The organism is Listeria sp. MAN/IMW/UF464, assembly GCF_058683955.1.
This window is the reverse complement of sequence record NZ_JBZWZP010000004.1, coordinates 85699-103884: the sequence shown is the minus strand read 5'-3', so window position 1 is coordinate 103884 and position 18186 is coordinate 85699. Positions and strand designations below refer to the sequence as shown.

Sequence of the window (18186 nt, the reverse complement as noted above, 5' to 3'; positions counted from 1 at the left end):
AGATATTATTTGTGCGAAAGGATGAGGCGTATATGGCTTCTAAACAATTAAAATTAGTAATTATTACTGGGATGTCTGGGGCAGGGAAAACAGTTGCAATGCAGTCTTTAGAAGATCTCGGTTATTTTTGTGTAGATAATTTACCGCCAAGTTTACTTCCAAAATTCTGGGAGTTAATGAAAGAAAGCGATAAGATGGATAAAATCGCGCTCGTAATGGATCTTCGTGGTCGTGAGTTTTTCGACTCCATTGAGCCAGCGCTAGATGAACTAGATAATACCAATTTTATAACAACGAAAATCCTCTTTTTAGAGGCTGATGATAAGGTGCTTGTTTCGCGTTATAAAGAAACTCGCCGCCACCATCCACTGGAGCCTAATGGTTCTGTGCTTGACGGAATTAATGCTGAGCGTGAACTGCTTAGTGATTTAAAAGGGCGCTCGCAGTTAGTAATTAACACTTCCAATATGGCGCCGCGTGAACTTAGAGAACGAATTAACAATGAATTTCAAACAGAAGACAAGGATGTTTTCAATGTTCAATTAATGTCGTTTGGTTTTAAATATGGTATTCCAATTGATGCAGATTTAGTATTTGATGTTCGTTTCCTACCAAATCCGCATTATATTGATAAGATGCGCCCACTGACAGGGCTTGATGAAGATGTTTATGAGTACGTGATGAAATGGCCGGAAACAATGGCCTTTTTAGATAAATTAGTTGATTTATTAATGTTTACTCTTCCTTTTTACAAACGAGAAGGAAAAACACAGCTTGTGATTGCAATTGGATGTACGGGAGGACAGCATCGTTCTGTTGCTCTAACAGAATATGTTGGTAAAGCAATCCAGCAAAAATATGAAACAACGATTTCACACCGAGATATGAAACGTAGAAAGGAACGCTAATATGAGCAAAGAAACGAAGCCGAAAGTAGTCGTTATAGGCGGCGGAACAGGTCTCCCAGTCGTTTTAAAAGGGCTTAAGAAAAAAAAGATTCATTTAACAGCGATTGTTACAGTTGCTGATGATGGCGGTAGTTCTGGTAAAATTCGCGAACAAATGGACGTTCTTCCTCCTGGAGATATTCGTAACGTCATGCTTGCTTTATCTAATGTTGATCCGCGTGTGGTAGACTTGTTCCAATATCGTTTTGCTGTAGATGGGGATTTATCAGGTCATGTGATTGGCAACTTGATTTTGACGGCATTATCGCAACTTAATGATAGTTACGTTGATGCAATAAATGTTCTTGCTACCGTACTAAAAATTCGTGGTAAAGTCATTCCAGCAACCGACCAACCACTTATTTTAAATGCAGAAATGGAAGATGGATCAATTGTCCACGGCGAGTCGCTTATTCCACTTCAAGGCAAACATATTAACCGAGTATTTATAGAACCAGAAAATGTGAAACCATATCCAACAGCAGTAGAAGCAGTCAAAGAAGCAGATTTGATTGTTATTGGTCCTGGAAGCTTATATACAAGTATTTTACCTAATTTATTATTAGAAGAATTAGCTGATGAAATTACAGCAAGTAAAGCCCAGAAAGTATACATTACGAACATTTTAACGCAAATTGGGGAAACGGACTTTTTCTCAGATGCGGATCATATTAAAGTCATCCACGAACATGTTGGTAAATCTTTTATCGATAAAACATTAATTAACACTACAACTGTTCCAAAAGAATTACTATTTCCTGAAGATGTGGCGCAAGTGGAGCATAATGCGGAAGAAATGGAAAAACTTGGAGTAGAAGCTATTTATCAAGATTTTCTTTCTACAGAAGATGGCCTTGTGCGCCATGCAGCTGATAAGGTGGCGGATGCGCTTTTAGCAATGTTGCCTAATAAAAATAATGAAAAGGAGTGAGTAAGCCATGTCATTTGCATCGGAAACGAAGAAAGAATTAACCCATATGGACGTAAGTGATAGCGATGCAAAAGTGGAACTCGCAGCTTTTATTCGAATGAATGGCGCAATCTCGTTTTCGAATCAATTAGTTATAATGGATGTCCAAACAGAGAATGCAGCTATAGCTAGACGAATGTACCAATTACTAAAAGATTTGTATGAAGTGCCAATTGAACTTCTAGTACGCCGTAAAATGAAACTTAAAAAAAATAATGTCTATATTGTGCGATTAAAGTCTGGCACGCGAGGGATTTTAGAAGATTTACGAATTCTTGAACCTCCAATGACGTTTACGAAGTCGATTGATAGGGGATTTGTTAAGAAGAGGAGCGCCAAACGTGCTTATTTACGTGGAGCCTTTTTGGCAAGTGGATCAGTTAATAACCCGGAAACTTCATCGTATCATCTAGAAATTTTTTCTGTTTATGAGGAGCATAATGAGGCGATTTGCGCTTTAATGAATCAATTCGACCTCAATGCGCGAACCCTTGAACGGAAAAACGGTTTTATTACCTATTTGAAAGAAGCGGAAAAAATCACGGAATTCTTAAGTATTATTGGTGCAACTAGTGCGCTTCTTCATTTTGAAGATGTTCGGATTATGCGCGATATGCGGAATTCAGTGAATAGGTTAGTTAACTGTGAAACAGCGAATCTCAATAAAACTATTAACGCTGCTGTTAGGCAAATTGATAATATTAAGTATATCCAGTCAACAGTTGGACTTGAAGCTTTACCAGAACGACTGCGTGAAATTGCCGCGCTTCGGATTGCAAATGAAGATGTTACTTTAAAAGAGTTGGGTGAAATGCTAACAACTGGTCAAGTAAGTAAATCAGGCATTAACCATCGTCTTCGCAAACTGGATCAAATTGCAGAACGACTCAGAAGCGGTGAAACTCCAGCGCAAGTAGGGTTAAAAGTTAGCAATAGTTAATTAAAAGAAAAGGATGCGAATTAGAATGTCAAAATTATTTTCAGAATATAAATTAAAAGATGTAACGCTAAAAAACAGAATTGTTATGTCGCCAATGTGTATGTATTCAGTAGAAAATAAAGACGGGATCGCAACAGACTTTCATTTTGCGCATTACGTTTCAAGAGCAGCTGGCGGTACCGGCCTTGTAATATTAGAAGCTACTGCGGTTCAAGAAGTAGGCAGAATTTCTGAATTTGATTTAGGCTTATGGAATGACGAGCAAGTACCAGCTTTAAAACGTCTAGTAGATGGACTTCATTATCACGGGGCAAAAGCAGGTATTCAATTAGCACACGCTGGTCGAAAAGCTGTTTTACCAGGCGAAATTGTAGCTCCTTCTGCAATTCCTTTTGACGAAAAATCTGCTAAACCGGTAGAACTTACGAAAGAAGCAATTAAAGAAGTTGTCGCTGATTTTAAACGGGCGGCTTACCGGGCTAAGGAAGCTGGCTTTGATGTAATCGAGATTCACGCAGCGCACGGTTATTTAATTCATCAGTTCCTTTCCCCAATTTCAAACCGTCGCGAAGATAATTACGGCGGACCTGCTGGCAATCGTTATAAAATTTTAAGCGATATTATTAAGGCAATAAAAGAAGTATGGGATGGACCGATTATTGTTCGAGTTTCCGCTACTGATTATGCACATGGCGGTTTGCAATTAGAAGACCATATTCCTTTTGCCAAATGGATGAAAGCAGATGGCGTGGAATTAATTGATGTAAGTACAGGTGGTTTAGTCAACGTAGCACCACCAGTTTTCCCGGGTTATCAAGTACCGTTCGCTGATGAAATTCGTCGCGGGGCTGGTATTGCAACAGGTGCACTTGGGCTTATTACACGAGGCGAGCAAGCGGAAGAAATTTTATGCAACGAACGAGCAGATTTAATTATCGTCGGTCGTGAATTATTACGAAATCCTTATTTTGCTAAAGAGGCTGCTGAAACGTTAGGTGAAACAATCGAAGCACCGAAACAATATTCACGAGCTTGGAAATAATTAATAAAGCTTGAAGACCACAACTTGTCGTCTTCAAGCTTTTTTATTTAAACTGATTGGATGTAAATGTAATTTCAAGTAATACAACACTAAAAAAATTTTTACATTTTAAATAAAGTTATACATATGTGGTATATTTTTCAGTGTGTTTGTGGTAGTATGAATAATAGTTTTCTAGTTAGTTTAAAAATACACAAATAAATTAACTGAAAATTGGAATATAAGTAGGAGGGATTTTTATGACGAAAGTTAATTCTTTTTTCAGAAAAAAGAGTTTTCATAACCCAGCGACAGATAAACATCATTTAAACAAAACTTTAGGCGCATTTGATTTAACAATGCTTGGAGTTGGAGCGGTTGTTGGGGGTGGGATATTCATTCTTCCAGGACAGGTAGCTTCTGTCATAGCGGGACCAGGAATTATTATTTCATTTATTATTGCAGGCATTGCTTGTTGTTTGGCGGCTCTTTGTTATTCGGAATTCGCTTCAAAACTGCCAGTCGCGGGTAGCGCTTATACATACAGCTATCACGTATTTGGAGAAGGAGTAGCGTGGATTCTTGGCTGGTCACTTATTTTGGAATATGGGCTTGCGGTAGCAGCGATTGCAAGTGGTTGGTCATCTTATATGAAGAGCTTGCTAGCGGGTTTTGATTTACACATTCCAACAGCTATATCTTCCGCTTATAACCCAAGCGCAGGTACTTACTTTGATTTACTCGCTTTTGTAGTAGTTATGGTTATTGGAATTTTACTTAGTTTTGGTATTCGCGAATCTACGAGAGTAAATAATATAATGGTGTTAGTAAAAATTGCAGTTGTTATTTTATTTATTATCGTAGGTGCATTCTATGTGAAGCCAGATAATTGGACGCCGTTTTTACCATTTGGAGTGCAAGGTGTGATTACGGGAGCTTCTACCGTTTTCTTTGCTTACATTGGTTTTGATGCCGTATCTAGTGCGGCGGAAGAAGTGAAAAATCCGCAAAAAAATATGCCAATCGGGATTATCGCTTCCTTGGCAGTGTGTACGTTGCTTTATATTTTATTATCAGCAGTTCTAACCGGCGTTGTTCCGTACACTGATTTAGTTGGAGTTAGTGCACCAGTTGCTTTTGCGCTTCAAGCGATTAATCAAAACTGGATTGCAGGCTTGCTTTCAGTTGGAGCAATTGTTGGAATGACAACAGTAGTGCTTGTTATGTCTTACGGTGGAACTAGATTATTGTTTGCAATGGGACGTGACGGACTACTACCAAAATCTTTTTCAAAAATCAGCAAGAACGATACGCCAGTTAGAAATACGATGATTTTTGCGACAGTAATGGGCTTGATTGCCTCAACAGTACCAATGGAAGATTTGGCACAATTAATTAATATCGGCACGTTATTTGCTTTTGCGATGGTTTCAGTCGGAATTTTCTTCTTACGTCGCAACCCTGAGCTTAATCAAAAAGGCTTTAAGACACCGTTTTATCCAGTGGTACCAGCACTTTCGTTTTTACTTTGTGTATACTTAATGCTTAATTTATCTAAAACAACTTGGATTGCGTTTGGTGTTTGGTTTGTACTTGGAATTATTGTTTATACATTCTATGGAAGAAAACATTCTGCTTTACGTTTAAAATAAGGCAACAAAAAAAGTGGGCTTGTAATTTCAAGCCCACTTTTTTTATTTAATCAGCCTTTTAAGCCAGATTTGTTAACGATGATGTCATCAATTAAACCGTAATCTTTTGCTTCTTGAGCAGTCATGAAATTATCACGATCGGTATCGCGAGCGATTACTTCATAAGGTTGCCCAGTTTTTTCAGCCATAATCGTATTCATACGTTCTTTGATTTTTAGAATATGACGAGCAGCAATTTCAATTTCAGTTGCTTGACCTTGAGCTCCGCCTAGTGGTTGGTGAATCATGATTTCTGCATTTGGTAAAGCGAAACGTTTACCATTTGCACCGGCTGTTAGTAAGAATGAGCCCATTGAAGCAGCCATCCCCATACCGATAGTTTGCACGTCAGCTTTAACGAAATTCATTGTGTCGTAAATTGCCATCCCAGCTGAAATACTACCTCCTGGAGAGTTGATATATAAGAAAATATCTTTTTCAGGATCTTGTGCATCTAAGAATAATAATTGGGAAACAATTGAGTTAGCAACATTATCATCAATTGCAGAGCCTAACATAATAATTCTGTCTTTTAATAAACGAGAATAAATGTCGTATGCGCGTTCACCGCGGCTAGTTTGTTCAATTACTGTTGGAATTAAGTTCATATCAAGATTCCTCCTGTTAAATTGTATATTTTAATTTAGCTTTGTTTATATCATACACGAATGGTCAAATTAGGTCAAATGATAAAGTTTGGAGCAAACTATTTTTAAAAAAATTAACAAAAAGGTATAATGAACTATACTGAAAGGAAGGTGCACCATGAATAAATTTTCAAAAATTGGAATGTTTTTTGTTGTTGCAATATTATCTGTCGTGCTTTTCGAAACAAATGCCTCTGCTCACGGATACATATCTAAACCAGCGAGTCGGGTATATTTAGCTAATCAAGGGATTAATACGGGAGTTGGGGCAGCACAGTACGAGCCACAAAGCGTAGAAGCACCAAAAGGTTTTCCAGCAAGTGGCCCTGTTGATGGCAAAATTGCAGGCGGAGGAAAATACTCACTGTTAGATGCTCAAACACAAGATCGATGGGCAAAAGTAGATGTAGAATCAGGCCCATTAACTGTAGAATGGACTTTAACAGCGCCACATAGAACAAGTAGTTGGGATTATTTTATTACCAAAAAAGGTTGGGATCCAAATAAACCTTTAACACGAGCAGACTTTGAACCGTTAGCCACAATTACAGCTGATGGTAGCGTACCAGATAGATTATCAAAACAAGAAATAACTATTCCAAATGATCGTTCTGGTTATTATGTTATCTTAGGTGTTTGGTCAATTGCGGACACTGGAAATGCATTTTACCAAGTTATCGACGCAAACATCATTAATTCTGATATTGAACCAGTTTTAGACAATGAAGCACCTACTGAACCGACTAATTTAACAGGAACAACCACTGCTAAAAAAGTAAGTTTAACATGGACTGCTTCTAAGGATAACGTAGGAATTAAAGGATATGAAATTTTACGTGATGGAAAAGTAATCGGGGAAAGTCAAGTTGCCGCATACGAAGATACAACTGTAAAAGACAATACAACCTATACGTATACAGTGCGCGCAAAAGATTTTTCTGGTAATACATCTTCACTTAGTAATAGCGCTAAATTAACAACGAAAGAAGCACCAGCTGTTGATAACGAAGCTCCAACAGCACCAAAAGGTTTAATGTCACATGCACAAACAGACACTACTATTGCACTTTGTTGGCAAGCCTCAACGGACAATGTTGAAGTGAAAAATTATGAACTATATCGAAATAATACGAAAATCGCAACAACGACTTCCACGATGTTTGAAGATACAAAGCTAGCAAGTGATACAAGTTATAGCTACAAAGTATATGCAGTTGATACATCAGGTAATCGTTCACTAGTAAGTAACGAAATCACAGCCAAAACTAAACCACTAGACCCAATGAATACTTGGAAAGCTGATCGAATTTATAATGCAGGCGACCAAATTTATTATAATGGGATAGCTTACACAGCGAAATGGTGGACTAAAGGTAACGCACCAGATACGAGCGATGTATGGAAATCAAACAGCACCGAATTGCCAGTTTGGAACACCCAAAAAGCCTATAATGGCGGAGAAAAAGTTTCATACAATGGTAAAATCTACCAAGCAAAATGGTGGGTACGAGGTGAAAAACCAGATAGTTCATCTATTTGGATAGTGGTAAATTAACTATTGAAGCCAGCAAATCTCAGGATGCGCTGGCTTCTTCATTCAAAATAAAGCTTGTAAAAACATACGAATTTCGCTATAATTATTATTCGTACGGTAAACATTTTCTTTGTACATAAAGCCCTCGTGGTGCAACGGATAGCACGTAAGATTCCGGTTCTTAAAATGGGGGTTCGATTCCCTCCGAGGGCATAAAAAAACATCTCACAATTGGCGAAAGCTCATTTGTAAGATGTTTTTATTTTTTATTTAAAAATCGTATTTTTTACTTTCCAATCTTCTAACTTAATAAAAACCCAGAAACCATAAATTCCGATAGTAATAATAGTTAGAAGTAACCATTTAATCCAATGTCCAAAAAGTCCAAAGGCTGATCCTTGGAATTTCAAACGTTTGCCTTCGATAACAGTATGATTAATTTTCCAACCATAAACCATGCATAAAGCCCATGGATAGCAAATCCCAATGGTACAAATCGTCACCAAAGTGCCAAGTATTGTCCAACCAATATATTGCAGTAAACCTCCATCGAAAAATGATGTTCTCCCGTTTCGTGTTTCAATGACGTGCTGTTCTTCCATTCTCTTACCAACTTCCTTTTTAATATTTATATAATCGCAATAACGTTTATACTAACTTTTTAAATGCCAAGATTGATATTACCATGTTTAGTAGAAGAGATAAATACCTTATTTAACTTTCTGCTAAAATTAGTCTACTTCAACCCAGCATTTTCTGGTAAAATATAAATCAGCAAGGGAGGCGCTTATTTTGGCTGCTAGTTTGAAAGAACGGTTAGAAAAAGAAGTAAGAACATATAGCGAAGATAATCATTTGAACGTTCAAACAATTGATTTTTTATATGCAGGACCTCATATGCGAGGACGCCACTCGCTTATTTTAGCCTTTACGGAAGCTGGGATTTTTACATTTGTTTTCAAATTAAGTGACGCAGAAATGCACTTTTTAGATGCAAAAACGATTCAACAAATTGCGCTAGTTAAAAAGAAATTGGTGTACCGTTTATTTATCCGTGCGGTAACAGAGGACGGCGAACTAGAAGAAGGAAAATATCTTGTAAGTAAACGAGTTCTAGGACGGAAATGGCACAAAGAAACTTTACAAAAATTAATTGATAAAAATATACAACTACTTACTACAAACAAATGAGAAAGGTGGGGTAATGATGGAAAAGAAACGAACTCGGGCAGAAGAACTAGGAATAACAAGAAGAAAAATTCTCGACACAGCGCGGGATTTATTCATGGAAAAAGGTTACCGGGCAGTGTCAACAAGAGAAATTGCTAAAATCGCCAAAATTACCCAACCAGCACTTTATCATCATTTTGAAGATAAAGAATCACTTTATATTGAAGTAGTTCGTGAACTGACGCAGAATATTCAGGTGGAAATGCATCCGATTTTACAATTGAATAAGCCGAAAGAAGAACAGTTACATGATATGTTGATTATGTTAATTGAAGAACATCCGACTAATATTTTACTAATGATTCACGATATTCTTAATGAAATGAAGCCGGAAAATCAGTTTTTACTATATAAGTTATGGCAACAAACATATTTAATGCCGTTTCAACAATTTTTTGAGCGCTTAGAAAATGCAGGAGAGTTGCGCGCAGGTGTCAGTGCTGAAACGGCCGCACGATACTGCTTGTCAACTATTAGCCCACTGTTTTCTGGTAAAGGTAGTTTCGCGCAAAAACAAACGACTACAGAACAAATCGATGAATTAATCAATTTAATGATGTTTGGTATTTGTAAAAAAGAGGTATAATTTAGCGTGCTTCTTTTTTTGGCGTTTCACTTATCATTTGATAAACGAAAAAATAAGCAAACTAAAGGGGGATTTATAATGAAAGATGGATTTTTAAGTAAAATAGCCAGTTTTGTAGGTGGCAAGAAAGGTCGATTTATAACACTAGGTATATGGATTATCGCTATTATAATTTTACAGTTTTTCTTTCCAAAAGCTGCTGATTACAAAGACGATGCAGCGAAAGATTTACCTAGTTCAGAGCCTTCAGTAGTTGCTCAAAAACTAATTGATGATAAATTTGCTGGGACAGACGGGACGCCAGCACTTGTTACTTGGTATCGTTCAACTGGCTTAACAACAGCAGATTTAACTAATATTCAAAAATACAGCAAAGAATTAACTAAAAACCCAGTTGACTTCCAAAAAATGGCAGTTCCATATGATAAAATGCCACCAGTTGCGTTAAAACAACAAGTTTCTAAAGATGGGACCACTTTTATTCAAACCGTTATTATGAAAGATAGTGCGACGTCAGATCAACTAGCTGAGAGCTTTAAACAACTCGAAACAACTGCTAAAGAAACGATTGGCGAAGATCCTTTTGCGAAGAAAGTGTCAGCTGATGACACACTAGTTGCTCGGACAACTGGGCCAGCTGGTATCAGTGTGGATGCGAGCGGATTATTTAAAGACGCAGATGTTTCACTGTTAATTGGTACGGTTCTTCTTGTTCTAGTCTTTTTATTAGTTATTTATCGTTCGCCAATTTTGGCATTAATTCCTTTGATTGCAGTAGGGTTTGCTTATTTAGTAATTACGCCGATTCTTGGATTACTCGCAAAAGAAGGGATTATCACATACGGTTCACAAGGACTCTCGATAATGACCGTATTACTATTTGGTGCCGGAACAGATTACTGTTTATTCTTGATTGCTAGATTCCGAAGCCATTTACACACAGAAAAAAATCGTTTCCAAGCATTTAAAGAAGCTTTTAGTGGGACAGCGGGGGCAATTGCGCTTAGTGGCTTGACTGTTATGGCGGCGTTACTTCTACTTTTAGCTGCCGAATACGGTTCGTTCCATAACTTTGCCGTACCTTTTAGTTTGGCGATTTTCATTATGATGATTTCTTCGTTAACACTTGTACCAGCGCTACTTGGCTTATTTGGTCGTGTTTCATTCTGGCCATTTATCCCAAGAACAATAGAAATGGAAGAAGCCCGTGCAAAGAAAAAAGGGAAAACACCGAAACACCACAAAGAAAACCGTTTTTGGCATAAAATTGGTGAAATGTCTGCAAAACATCCTGTGCGTATTTTGATTATTACTTTAATCATCCTAATTGGCTGTGGAATTTTCACGACTCAAGTCAAATATACGTATGATACACTTTCGACATTCCCAGAAGACATGCCATCTCGAGAAGGTTTCACACTAATTAGTGATCATTTTGGTGCGGGTATGCTCGCACCAATGGAAGTGGTTGTTAATTCCAAAGAATCAATGAAAAGTTCGCTTGAAAATGTGGATGGAGTAGCTTCGGTTACTGGGCCAGAACGAAGCAAGGGATACCAAAAATACACACTTATTTTGAAAGACAATCCTTATAGCAATGAAGCAATGGATGTCGTACCAAAAGTTCGCGCCGCTGCTGATAAAGGCAATGATGTTTATATAGCCGGCCAAACAGCAACACAATATGATGACCGGGCAGTGACACAGCATGATGAAAAAGTGATTATCCCACTCGTGATTACCTTAATTGCCATTTTACTACTTTGTTATTTACGTTCGATTACAGCAATGCTTTACTTAGTGGCAACAGTTCTACTTTCATTCGTTGGAGCACTCGGACTTGGTTGGGTCATTATCCATTATGCAATGGGAGTAGAGGCTATTTCTGGCTTGATTCCACTATATGCCTTTGTCTTTATTGTGGCACTCGGAGAAGATTACAATATCTTTATGATTTCTAGTATTTGGAAAAACAGCAAGACAATGCCGCTTCGAAAAGCCATTACAGAAGGTGTTGGTCAAACTGGTGGAGTTATCACTTCCGCAGGTTTAATATTAGCAGGAACGTTTTGTGTTTTAACCACGCTGCCAATCCAGCTATTAGTACAATTCGGTTTAATTACTGCGATTGGTGTATTACTAGACACATTTATCGTTCGTCCATTCCTTGTTCCATCAATTACCGTACTCCTTGGAAAATGGGCATTTTGGCCAGGTAAACAACATAAAATGACAAAATAATAATGTCCTAAATAAACTTCTTGTCTATTCCTCTGAAAGGTATATAATAGATGTATCTAAAAGGAGGAACGACAGAAAATGAGAGTAATTGATACCCACTGTGATGCGCTTTATAAGTTACAGGCTGGAAAAGGAAAATACACTTTCCAAGATGCAGAAGAACTTGATGTGAATTTTGAACGGCTTATAGAAGCTAAAATGTTATTACAAGGATTCGCCATTTTTCTTGACGAAGAGGTTCCTGTTGAACATAAATGGAAGAAAGCAGTTGAGCAAGTTAATATTTTTAAACAACACGTTCTTCATAAAGGCGGAATGATTCAGCATGTGAAGAAATGGTGCGAATTAGAAAATCTGCCGGAAGATAAAATCGGTGCAATGTTAACATTAGAAGGCATTGAACCAATCGGACGTGACATAGATAAACTAACACAATTGCTTGATGGTGGAGTATTATCTGTCGGTTTAACTTGGAATAATGCTAACTTGGCAGCGGATGGTATTATGGAAGAACGCGGCGCAGGCTTAACTCATTTTGGCAAAGAAATCATCCAGCTTTTAAATAAAAGAAAAGTATTCACAGATGTTTCGCATTTGAGCGTGAAAGCTTTTTGGGAAACTTTAGATGAAGCTGAATTTGTTATTGCCAGCCACTCCAGCGCTAAAGCAATCTGTTCTCACCCAAGAAACTTAGATGATGATCAAATTAAAGCGATGATAGAGCATGATGCAATGATTGATGTTATTTTCCACCCGCTATTTACTACGAACTCCGGTGTGGCTGATATGGAAGATGTTATTCGCCATATTGATCATATTTGTGAACTTGGTGGATTGAAAAATATTGGTTTTGGCTCGGATTTTGATGGTATCCCAAATCATGTCAAAGGACTGGAACATGTCGGTAAGTACCAAAGCTTCCTCCAAACATTAGAGAAACACTATACGAAAGAAGAAGTAGAAGGATTTGCATCTCGCAATTTCTTAAACCATTTACCAAAATAAAAAAAGTCCAAGCACTCTAACTCGTGCTTGGACTTTTTTCAAATATAATGTGCTGTATTTTGAAAAATGGCATGTTATAATGAAGACTAGAAATGGAATATAATCCAGTTTGGTAGTAGTATCAGACTGATTTTTAATGGAGGTTTTAATGTGCGTTTAGAATCTAATTTCGTCCAAAAGCAACAACAAAAACAATCGCTGAAATTAAATATGACGCAACAATTGTCACAGTCTATTGCTATGCTTCAATTTGCGACAGCTGATTTAGTGGCATTTTTAGAAGATAAAGCACTCGAGAACCCATTAATAGAAGTGATTCCAGGCTCGGATTTTGCAACAGATTTTTCCTATAGTAGCCGTAAAAGCTCTGGAAGCTCTGATGATACAGATTGGTTAGAACAAATAGCCGATAACAAGCTGACGTTGGCCGATGCGCTAAAAGAACAGTTGCATTTAATGGATGTAACGCAAACCCAAAAAATTATTGTTTTATATTTAATAGAAAGTTTAAATGACAATGGTTATTTACAAATAGATTTAAAAGACGTCAGTGCAGCACTTCTGATGGACGATTCCAGTGTTTTAGAAGGACTTGAAATTTTACAAGGGATGGAACCTGCTGGGGTGGGAGCGAGGGATGCGAGAGAATGTATTTTACTACAAATCGAACGTTCGCCTGATGCTCCATATATTGCTTACGATGTCATCCAAAAATTCTTCACGGAATTCGCGGAGAAAAAATGGAAGAAAATCGCCTCAGAAATGGATGTAAGCTTGCAAGATATTCAAGAAGTTTCCGATTACATCCAAACATTAAATCCTAAACCTGGCTCTGAGTTTGAGTCAGAACGTGTCCAGTATGTAGTACCAGATTTAATTTTACTCCAACATGGAAATGAATTTACCGTTTCTTTAGCAAAACAATTTCTACCACAAGTCAGGTTCCAAGAGGCTTATTATGAAACAATGCGAGCAACAGAAGAAAAAGACGTGGCCCAATTTCTCCGTGAAAAAGCGGGTGAATTTGATTGGATAAAAAAAGGAATTGAACAACGGGAAAACACATTACAAAGAGTTGGTGAGGCAATCGTAAGTCACCAAAAAGCCTATTTTCTCGACAATTCAGCCCATTTACAACCCCTAACTTTAAAAGAAGTGGCAGAAGAACTTGGGGTGCATGAGTCTACTGTAAGTCGTGCGGTAAATGGCAAATATATGGAAACAAATACCGGCGTGTACGAACTAAAACGCTTTTTTGCATCTGGTTTACAGAAAAAATCTTCGGAAAACGAAAATGTTGGCGACATCTCCAGTACAACGATTAAAAAACTAGTACAAGAATTCGTAGCAGCAGAAGATAAACTAAAACCACTTTCAGATCAAAAAATAGTTGATATGCTCGCAGAAAAAGAAATTCAAGTTTCAAGAAGAGCTATCGCTAAATATCGCTTGGAGTTAAATATTCCATCATCTTCCAAAAGAAAAAGATTTTAAAAGACATTTTTTGCCTCACAACTAGGCTGTGGGACAAAAAATGTCTTTTTAAAATAAAAAAATCAGCAAGAGCATGTTTCATTTTTAATAGACGTGGAAAACAACTAGTATAGCCTAGTTAGAAGTTTACATTTTAAAACTTAATTGTAAATTTCAGGTGAATATTTCATAAATGTCCCACTTAACACTTGAAGATTTGTGCCAAGACTGTTAGAATAGGGAACGTAGGGTAGTTAAAGAACATTAAAAAAAGATTCACCAGCGTAAGCAGAAAGAGAAGGGGTAAAAATCACATTGAGAGACACTTTGTTAACAAGCTGAAGTAGCTAGTTTAATAGTCTTGAAAGTTGTAAAAACCTCTATCTCTACTTTTTTTAGTTCTAACGGGACGCCAGATGACTAAGTGGGTCGTAAAGCGTCCAAAGATGAGGAGCAATTAAAAATGTCAGACTTAATTAACATTCAGAAAAAGTTATTGCCCGACGTTTTAATGATTATGCAAAAACGCTATCAAATCCTACGCTCGATATATTTTTCTGAACCAGTAGGAAGACGAACACTCGCCGGAATGTTAGGCATGAGTGAACGAGTCCTGCGCGGCGAAGTAGAATTTTTGAAAGCACAAGGTTTAGTAGAAATTGCTTCTTCCGGAATGACCGTTACAAAAGAAGGTTTGGTAGTTTTTCGTGATTTAGAAAATGTCATGAACCAGCTTTCAGGGTTACATTCAATGGAAGAACAATTAGCGAAAAAATTGCAAATCAAAAAATGCTTGGTAGTGCAAGGTGATAGCGATGATACTCCATGGGTCCGCGAAGAAATGGGACGTGTGGCTGTAGAACAATTAGACATGGCTCTCACGGAGAAAAGAAACATCGTCGCAGTTATGGGCGGCTCTACAATGGCAACTGTTGCCGAAATGATGACAACTGATTTCGCAAAAGGCAGAGAACTACTTTTCGTTCCCGGTCGTGGAGGTATTGGTGAAGACCTTGACAATCAAGCGAATACAATTTGTGATAAGATGGCAACAAAGACAAACACAAAACACCGTGTTCTCTATGTACCAGAACAACTTGGCGAAGAAGCCTATCGTTCTTTACTGAAAGAGCCGGCAATTCAAGAAGGCTTACGATTAGTACAATCCGCAAATGCTATTATTTTAGGCATAGGTGATGCGCTCGCGATGGCGAAACGCAGACATACCGGCGAAGATGTACTTGAAAAAATCATCCGTCGTAAAGCTGTTGGTGAAGCATTTGGTTATTATTTTGATGAACAAGGCGAGGTTGTACATAAGGTTCCTACATTCGGTCTTCAGTTCGAAGACTTAGCGCAAATCCCGCACATTATCGCTGTTGCAGGCGGTACATCAAAAGCCAAAGCAATCAAGTCGTATATGAAAAGCGCTCCAAAAAATACGATTTTAATCACGGATGAAGGAGCAGCAAAATCGCTTTTAAAAGGGAGTAATACCCTTTTGAAATAAAAAAAACACTATTTTCAAGGAGGAAATTGACTTATGACAGTTAAAGTTGGTATTAATGGTTTTGGACGTATCGGACGTCTAGCATTCCGTCGTATTCAAAATGTGGAAGGAATTGAAGTTGTTGCAATCAACGACTTAACAGACGCTAAAATGTTAGCTCACCTGTTAAAATATGATACAACTCAAGGCCGTTTCGACGGTGAAGTAGAAGTACATGATGGTTTCTTCAACGTAAACGGTAAAGAAGTTAAAGTATTAGCTAACCGTAACCCAGAAGAACTTCCATGGGGTGACCTAGGAGTAGACATCGTTCTAGAATGTACTGGTTTCTTCACAGCACAAGACAAAGCTGAATTACACATTAAAGCTGGCGCTAAAAAAGTTGTTATCTCCGCTCCAGCAACTGGCGACATGAAAACAATCGTTTACAATGTAAACCATGAAACATTAGACGGAACTGAAACAGTTATCTCTGGCGCAAGCTGTACTACTAACTGTTTAGCTCCTATGGCTAAAGTTTTAGAAGACAAATTTGGTGTTGTTGAAGGTCTAATGACTACAATTCACGCTTACACTGGTGACCAAAATACATTAGATGCTCCACATCCAAAAGGTGACTTCCGTCGTGCACGTGCTGCTGCCGAAAATATTATCCCTAATACAACTGGTGCTGCTAAAGCTATCGGTGAAGTATTACCAACACTTAAAGGTAAATTAGACGGAGCTGCTCAACGTGTTCCAGTTCCAACTGGTTCCCTTACTGAGTTAGTAACAGTTCTTGACAAAAAAGTTACTGTTGATGAAGTAAATGCAGCTATGGAAGCAGCTTCTGATCCAGAAACATTCGGTTACACTAGTGACCAAGTTGTTTCTTCTGACATCAAAGGTATGACTTTCGGTTCATTATTTGACGAAACTCAAACAAAAGTTCTTACAGTTGGCGATCAACAATTAGTTAAAACTGTAGCTTGGTACGATAACGAAATGAGCTACACTGCTCAATTAGTTCGTACTTTAGAATACTTTGCAAAAATCGCTAAATAATTAGCAGATTAATTTTACTGAAGTGCTAGTCACATCAGCAATAACAAGAATAAGCGGAGACACTATTGTTTCCGCTTATTTTCTGAAATAACGGGGGCGACCCCAATCCTTTAAAATTAATGGAGGAACTCTAAATGGCTAAAAAAGTTGTAACTGATTTAGATTTAAAAAACAAAAAAGTTTTAGTTCGTGTCGACTTTAACGTGCCAATGAAAGACGGCAAAATCACTAACGACAACCGTATTGTAGCTGCACTTCCAACAATTAAATACATCTTAGAACAAAACGGTAAAGCAATTCTATTTTCTCACCTTGGAAAAGTAAAAACAGAAGAAGATAAAGAAGGGAAATCTCTTCGTCCAGTAGCCGCTCGTTTAAGCGAATTACTTGGAAAAGAAGTGAAATTCGTTCCTACTACTCGTGGTCCAGAACTTGAAAAAGCAGTTGATGAGTTAAAAGACGGTGAAGTACTTCTTTTTGAAAATACACGTTTTGAAGATATTGATGGTAAAAAAGAAAGCAAAAATGATCCAGAACTTGGAAAATACTGGGCTAGCCTTGGCGACGTTTTCGTAAATGACGCTTTCGGTACTGCTCACCGTGCGCACGCGTCTAACGTTGGAATCGCTTCTAACTTAGAATCAGCGGCCGGATTTTTGATGGAAAAAGAAATTAAATTCATCGGCGGTGTAGTTGATAATCCAGCACGCCCACTAGTAGCAATCCTAGGTGGCGCAAAAGTTTCTGACAAAATCGGTGTTATCGAAAACTTACTTACAAAAGCAGACAAAGTACTTGTCGGTGGCGGAATGACTTTCACTTTCATGGCAGCTCAAGGTCAAGAAATTGGTAAATCTCTTTTAGAAGCAGATAAAGTTGAACTTGCTAAAGGCTTACTTGAAAAAGCTGGCGATAAATTAGTATTACCTGTTGATGCAGTTGTATCTAAAGAATTCAGTAACGATGCTCCTTTCCATACAGTGAGTGCAGATAGCATTCCAGCTGATGAAATGGGACTAGATATTGGTCAAGCTACAATTGACTTATTCACAAAAGAACTTCAAGGCGCTAAAACAGTTGTATGGAATGGTCCAATGGGCGTATTCGAACTTAGCAACTTCGCTAAAGGTACAATTGGCGTTTGTGAAGCTATTGCAAACTTAACTGATGCAACAACAATCATCGGTGGTGGGGATTCTGCAGCAGCAGCTATGGACTTAGGTTTTGCTGACAAATTCACACATATTTCCACTGGTGGCGGTGCATCATTAGAATATCTTGAAGGTAAAGAGCTTCCTGGAGTTGCTTCTATTAGCGACAAATAAGCTGAACCAAAAATAATTTTTA

Annotated in this window: 16 protein-coding genes and 1 tRNA gene; 15 read left to right on the top strand and 2 right to left on the bottom strand. The window is 37.8% G+C overall.

What is annotated here, in order from left to right; all coding sequences use genetic code 11:
• Positions 1–32 precede the first annotated feature (32 nt).
• The 5 genes from rapZ (at position 33) to bcaP (ending at position 5530) form a co-directional block, all read left to right on the top strand.
• Positions 33–908, top strand: coding sequence for an RNase adapter RapZ (gene rapZ / locus AC4PG0_RS13085; protein ID WP_003763899.1), 876 nt, complete (start codon positions 33–35; stop codon positions 906–908).
• A gap of 1 nt (position 909) precedes the next feature.
• Positions 910–1878, top strand: a complete 969-nt coding sequence (locus tag AC4PG0_RS13080) for a YvcK family protein (protein WP_492167768.1) — start codon at positions 910–912, stop codon at positions 1876–1878.
• 7 nt (positions 1879–1885) lie between these two features.
• Positions 1886–2857 (top strand): DNA-binding protein WhiA, encoded by a 972-nt coding sequence (gene whiA, locus AC4PG0_RS13075; RefSeq protein ID WP_003768282.1) that lies wholly within the window; start codon positions 1886–1888, stop codon positions 2855–2857.
• A gap of 25 nt (positions 2858–2882) precedes the next feature.
• Positions 2883–3899 carry an NADPH dehydrogenase NamA gene (gene namA, locus AC4PG0_RS13070; protein WP_070752463.1) on the top strand — a complete coding sequence of 339 codons (1017 nt, stop codon included), beginning with the start codon at positions 2883–2885 and terminating at the stop codon, positions 3897–3899.
• A gap of 239 nt (positions 3900–4138) precedes the next feature.
• Complete coding sequence (gene bcaP / locus AC4PG0_RS13065) at positions 4139–5530, top strand: branched-chain amino acid transporter BcaP (RefSeq protein ID WP_492167767.1); 1392 nt, start codon at positions 4139–4141, stop codon at positions 5528–5530.
• Between the two features lie 50 nt (positions 5531–5580).
• On the opposite strand, the gene clpP is transcribed toward bcaP, so the two are convergent.
• Entirely contained in the window at positions 5581–6177 is a 597-nt protein-coding gene (gene clpP / locus AC4PG0_RS13060; RefSeq protein WP_003768278.1) for an ATP-dependent Clp endopeptidase proteolytic subunit ClpP, read from the bottom strand.
• A gap of 157 nt (positions 6178–6334) precedes the next feature.
• Between clpP and AC4PG0_RS13055 the strand changes: the two genes are divergently transcribed.
• Complete coding sequence (locus AC4PG0_RS13055) at positions 6335–7771, top strand: lytic polysaccharide monooxygenase (protein WP_010991298.1); 1437 nt, start codon at positions 6335–6337, stop codon at positions 7769–7771.
• Between the two features lie 120 nt (positions 7772–7891).
• A tRNA-Arg gene (locus AC4PG0_RS13050) sits at positions 7892–7963 on the top strand.
• 53 nt (positions 7964–8016) lie between these two features.
• Here AC4PG0_RS13050 and AC4PG0_RS13045 read toward each other — a convergent pair.
• Positions 8017–8352 (bottom strand): YjgN family protein, encoded by a 336-nt coding sequence (locus AC4PG0_RS13045; RefSeq protein WP_194318600.1) that lies wholly within the window; start codon positions 8350–8352, stop codon positions 8017–8019.
• A 190-nt stretch (positions 8353–8542) separates the two neighbouring features.
• Between AC4PG0_RS13045 and AC4PG0_RS13040 the strand changes: the two genes are divergently transcribed.
• The 8 genes from AC4PG0_RS13040 (at position 8543) to AC4PG0_RS13005 (ending at position 18164) form a co-directional block, all read left to right on the top strand.
• Positions 8543–8941 carry a hypothetical protein gene (locus AC4PG0_RS13040; RefSeq protein WP_003772373.1) on the top strand — a complete coding sequence of 133 codons (399 nt, stop codon included), beginning with the start codon at positions 8543–8545 and terminating at the stop codon, positions 8939–8941.
• A 16-nt stretch (positions 8942–8957) separates the two neighbouring features.
• Positions 8958–9566, top strand: a complete 609-nt coding sequence (locus tag AC4PG0_RS13035) for a TetR/AcrR family transcriptional regulator (RefSeq protein WP_010991256.1) — start codon at positions 8958–8960, stop codon at positions 9564–9566.
• A 78-nt stretch (positions 9567–9644) separates the two neighbouring features.
• Positions 9645–11807 carry an MMPL family transporter gene (locus tag AC4PG0_RS13030; protein WP_041918401.1) on the top strand — a complete coding sequence of 721 codons (2163 nt, stop codon included), beginning with the start codon at positions 9645–9647 and terminating at the stop codon, positions 11805–11807.
• Between the two features lie 78 nt (positions 11808–11885).
• On the top strand, positions 11886–12812 hold the full coding sequence (locus AC4PG0_RS13025; protein ID WP_492167766.1) for a dipeptidase: 927 nt from the start codon (positions 11886–11888) through the stop codon (positions 12810–12812).
• Between the two features lie 150 nt (positions 12813–12962).
• Positions 12963–14306 carry an RNA polymerase factor sigma-54 gene (gene rpoN, locus AC4PG0_RS13020; RefSeq protein WP_003763875.1) on the top strand — a complete coding sequence of 448 codons (1344 nt, stop codon included), beginning with the start codon at positions 12963–12965 and terminating at the stop codon, positions 14304–14306.
• 442 nt (positions 14307–14748) lie between these two features.
• Positions 14749–15795 carry a sugar-binding transcriptional regulator gene (locus AC4PG0_RS13015; RefSeq protein WP_003727920.1) on the top strand — a complete coding sequence of 349 codons (1047 nt, stop codon included), beginning with the start codon at positions 14749–14751 and terminating at the stop codon, positions 15793–15795.
• Between the two features lie 33 nt (positions 15796–15828).
• The gene (gene gap / locus AC4PG0_RS13010; RefSeq protein WP_003726583.1) at positions 15829–16839 is read left to right on the top strand and encodes a type I glyceraldehyde-3-phosphate dehydrogenase; all 1011 of its coding nucleotides are present in this window, start codon (positions 15829–15831) and stop codon (positions 16837–16839) included.
• 134 nt (positions 16840–16973) lie between these two features.
• Entirely contained in the window at positions 16974–18164 is a 1191-nt protein-coding gene (locus tag AC4PG0_RS13005; protein WP_070752472.1) for a phosphoglycerate kinase, read from the top strand.
• Positions 18165–18186: the final 22 nt, after the last annotated feature.

Bases quoted from the DNA above. Each gene is read 5' to 3' on its own strand.
- AC4PG0_RS13015 (WP_003727920.1), top strand. From the start codon at position 14,749: ATGTCAGACTTAATTAACATTCAGAAAAAGTTATTGCCCGACGTTTTA.
- AC4PG0_RS13045 (WP_194318600.1), bottom strand. From the start codon at position 8,352: ATGGAAGAACAGCACGTCATTGAAACACGAAACGGGAGAACATCATTT.
- AC4PG0_RS13035 (WP_010991256.1), top strand. From the start codon at position 8,958: ATGGAAAAGAAACGAACTCGGGCAGAAGAACTAGGAATAACAAGAAGA.
- whiA (WP_003768282.1), top strand. From the start codon at position 1,886: ATGTCATTTGCATCGGAAACGAAGAAAGAATTAACCCATATGGACGTA.
- AC4PG0_RS13005 (WP_070752472.1), top strand. From the start codon at position 16,974: ATGGCTAAAAAAGTTGTAACTGATTTAGATTTAAAAAACAAAAAAGTT.
- AC4PG0_RS13080 (WP_492167768.1), top strand. From the start codon at position 910: ATGAGCAAAGAAACGAAGCCGAAAGTAGTCGTTATAGGCGGCGGAACA.
- AC4PG0_RS13055 (WP_010991298.1), top strand. From the start codon at position 6,335: ATGAATAAATTTTCAAAAATTGGAATGTTTTTTGTTGTTGCAATATTA.
- bcaP (WP_492167767.1), top strand. From the start codon at position 4,139: ATGACGAAAGTTAATTCTTTTTTCAGAAAAAAGAGTTTTCATAACCCA.
- namA (WP_070752463.1), top strand. From the start codon at position 2,883: ATGTCAAAATTATTTTCAGAATATAAATTAAAAGATGTAACGCTAAAA.
- rapZ (WP_003763899.1), top strand. From the start codon at position 33: ATGGCTTCTAAACAATTAAAATTAGTAATTATTACTGGGATGTCTGGG.
- AC4PG0_RS13025 (WP_492167766.1), top strand. From the start codon at position 11,886: ATGAGAGTAATTGATACCCACTGTGATGCGCTTTATAAGTTACAGGCT.
- AC4PG0_RS13030 (WP_041918401.1), top strand. From the start codon at position 9,645: ATGAAAGATGGATTTTTAAGTAAAATAGCCAGTTTTGTAGGTGGCAAG.
- gap (WP_003726583.1), top strand. From the start codon at position 15,829: ATGACAGTTAAAGTTGGTATTAATGGTTTTGGACGTATCGGACGTCTA.
- clpP (WP_003768278.1), bottom strand. From the start codon at position 6,177: ATGAACTTAATTCCAACAGTAATTGAACAAACTAGCCGCGGTGAACGC.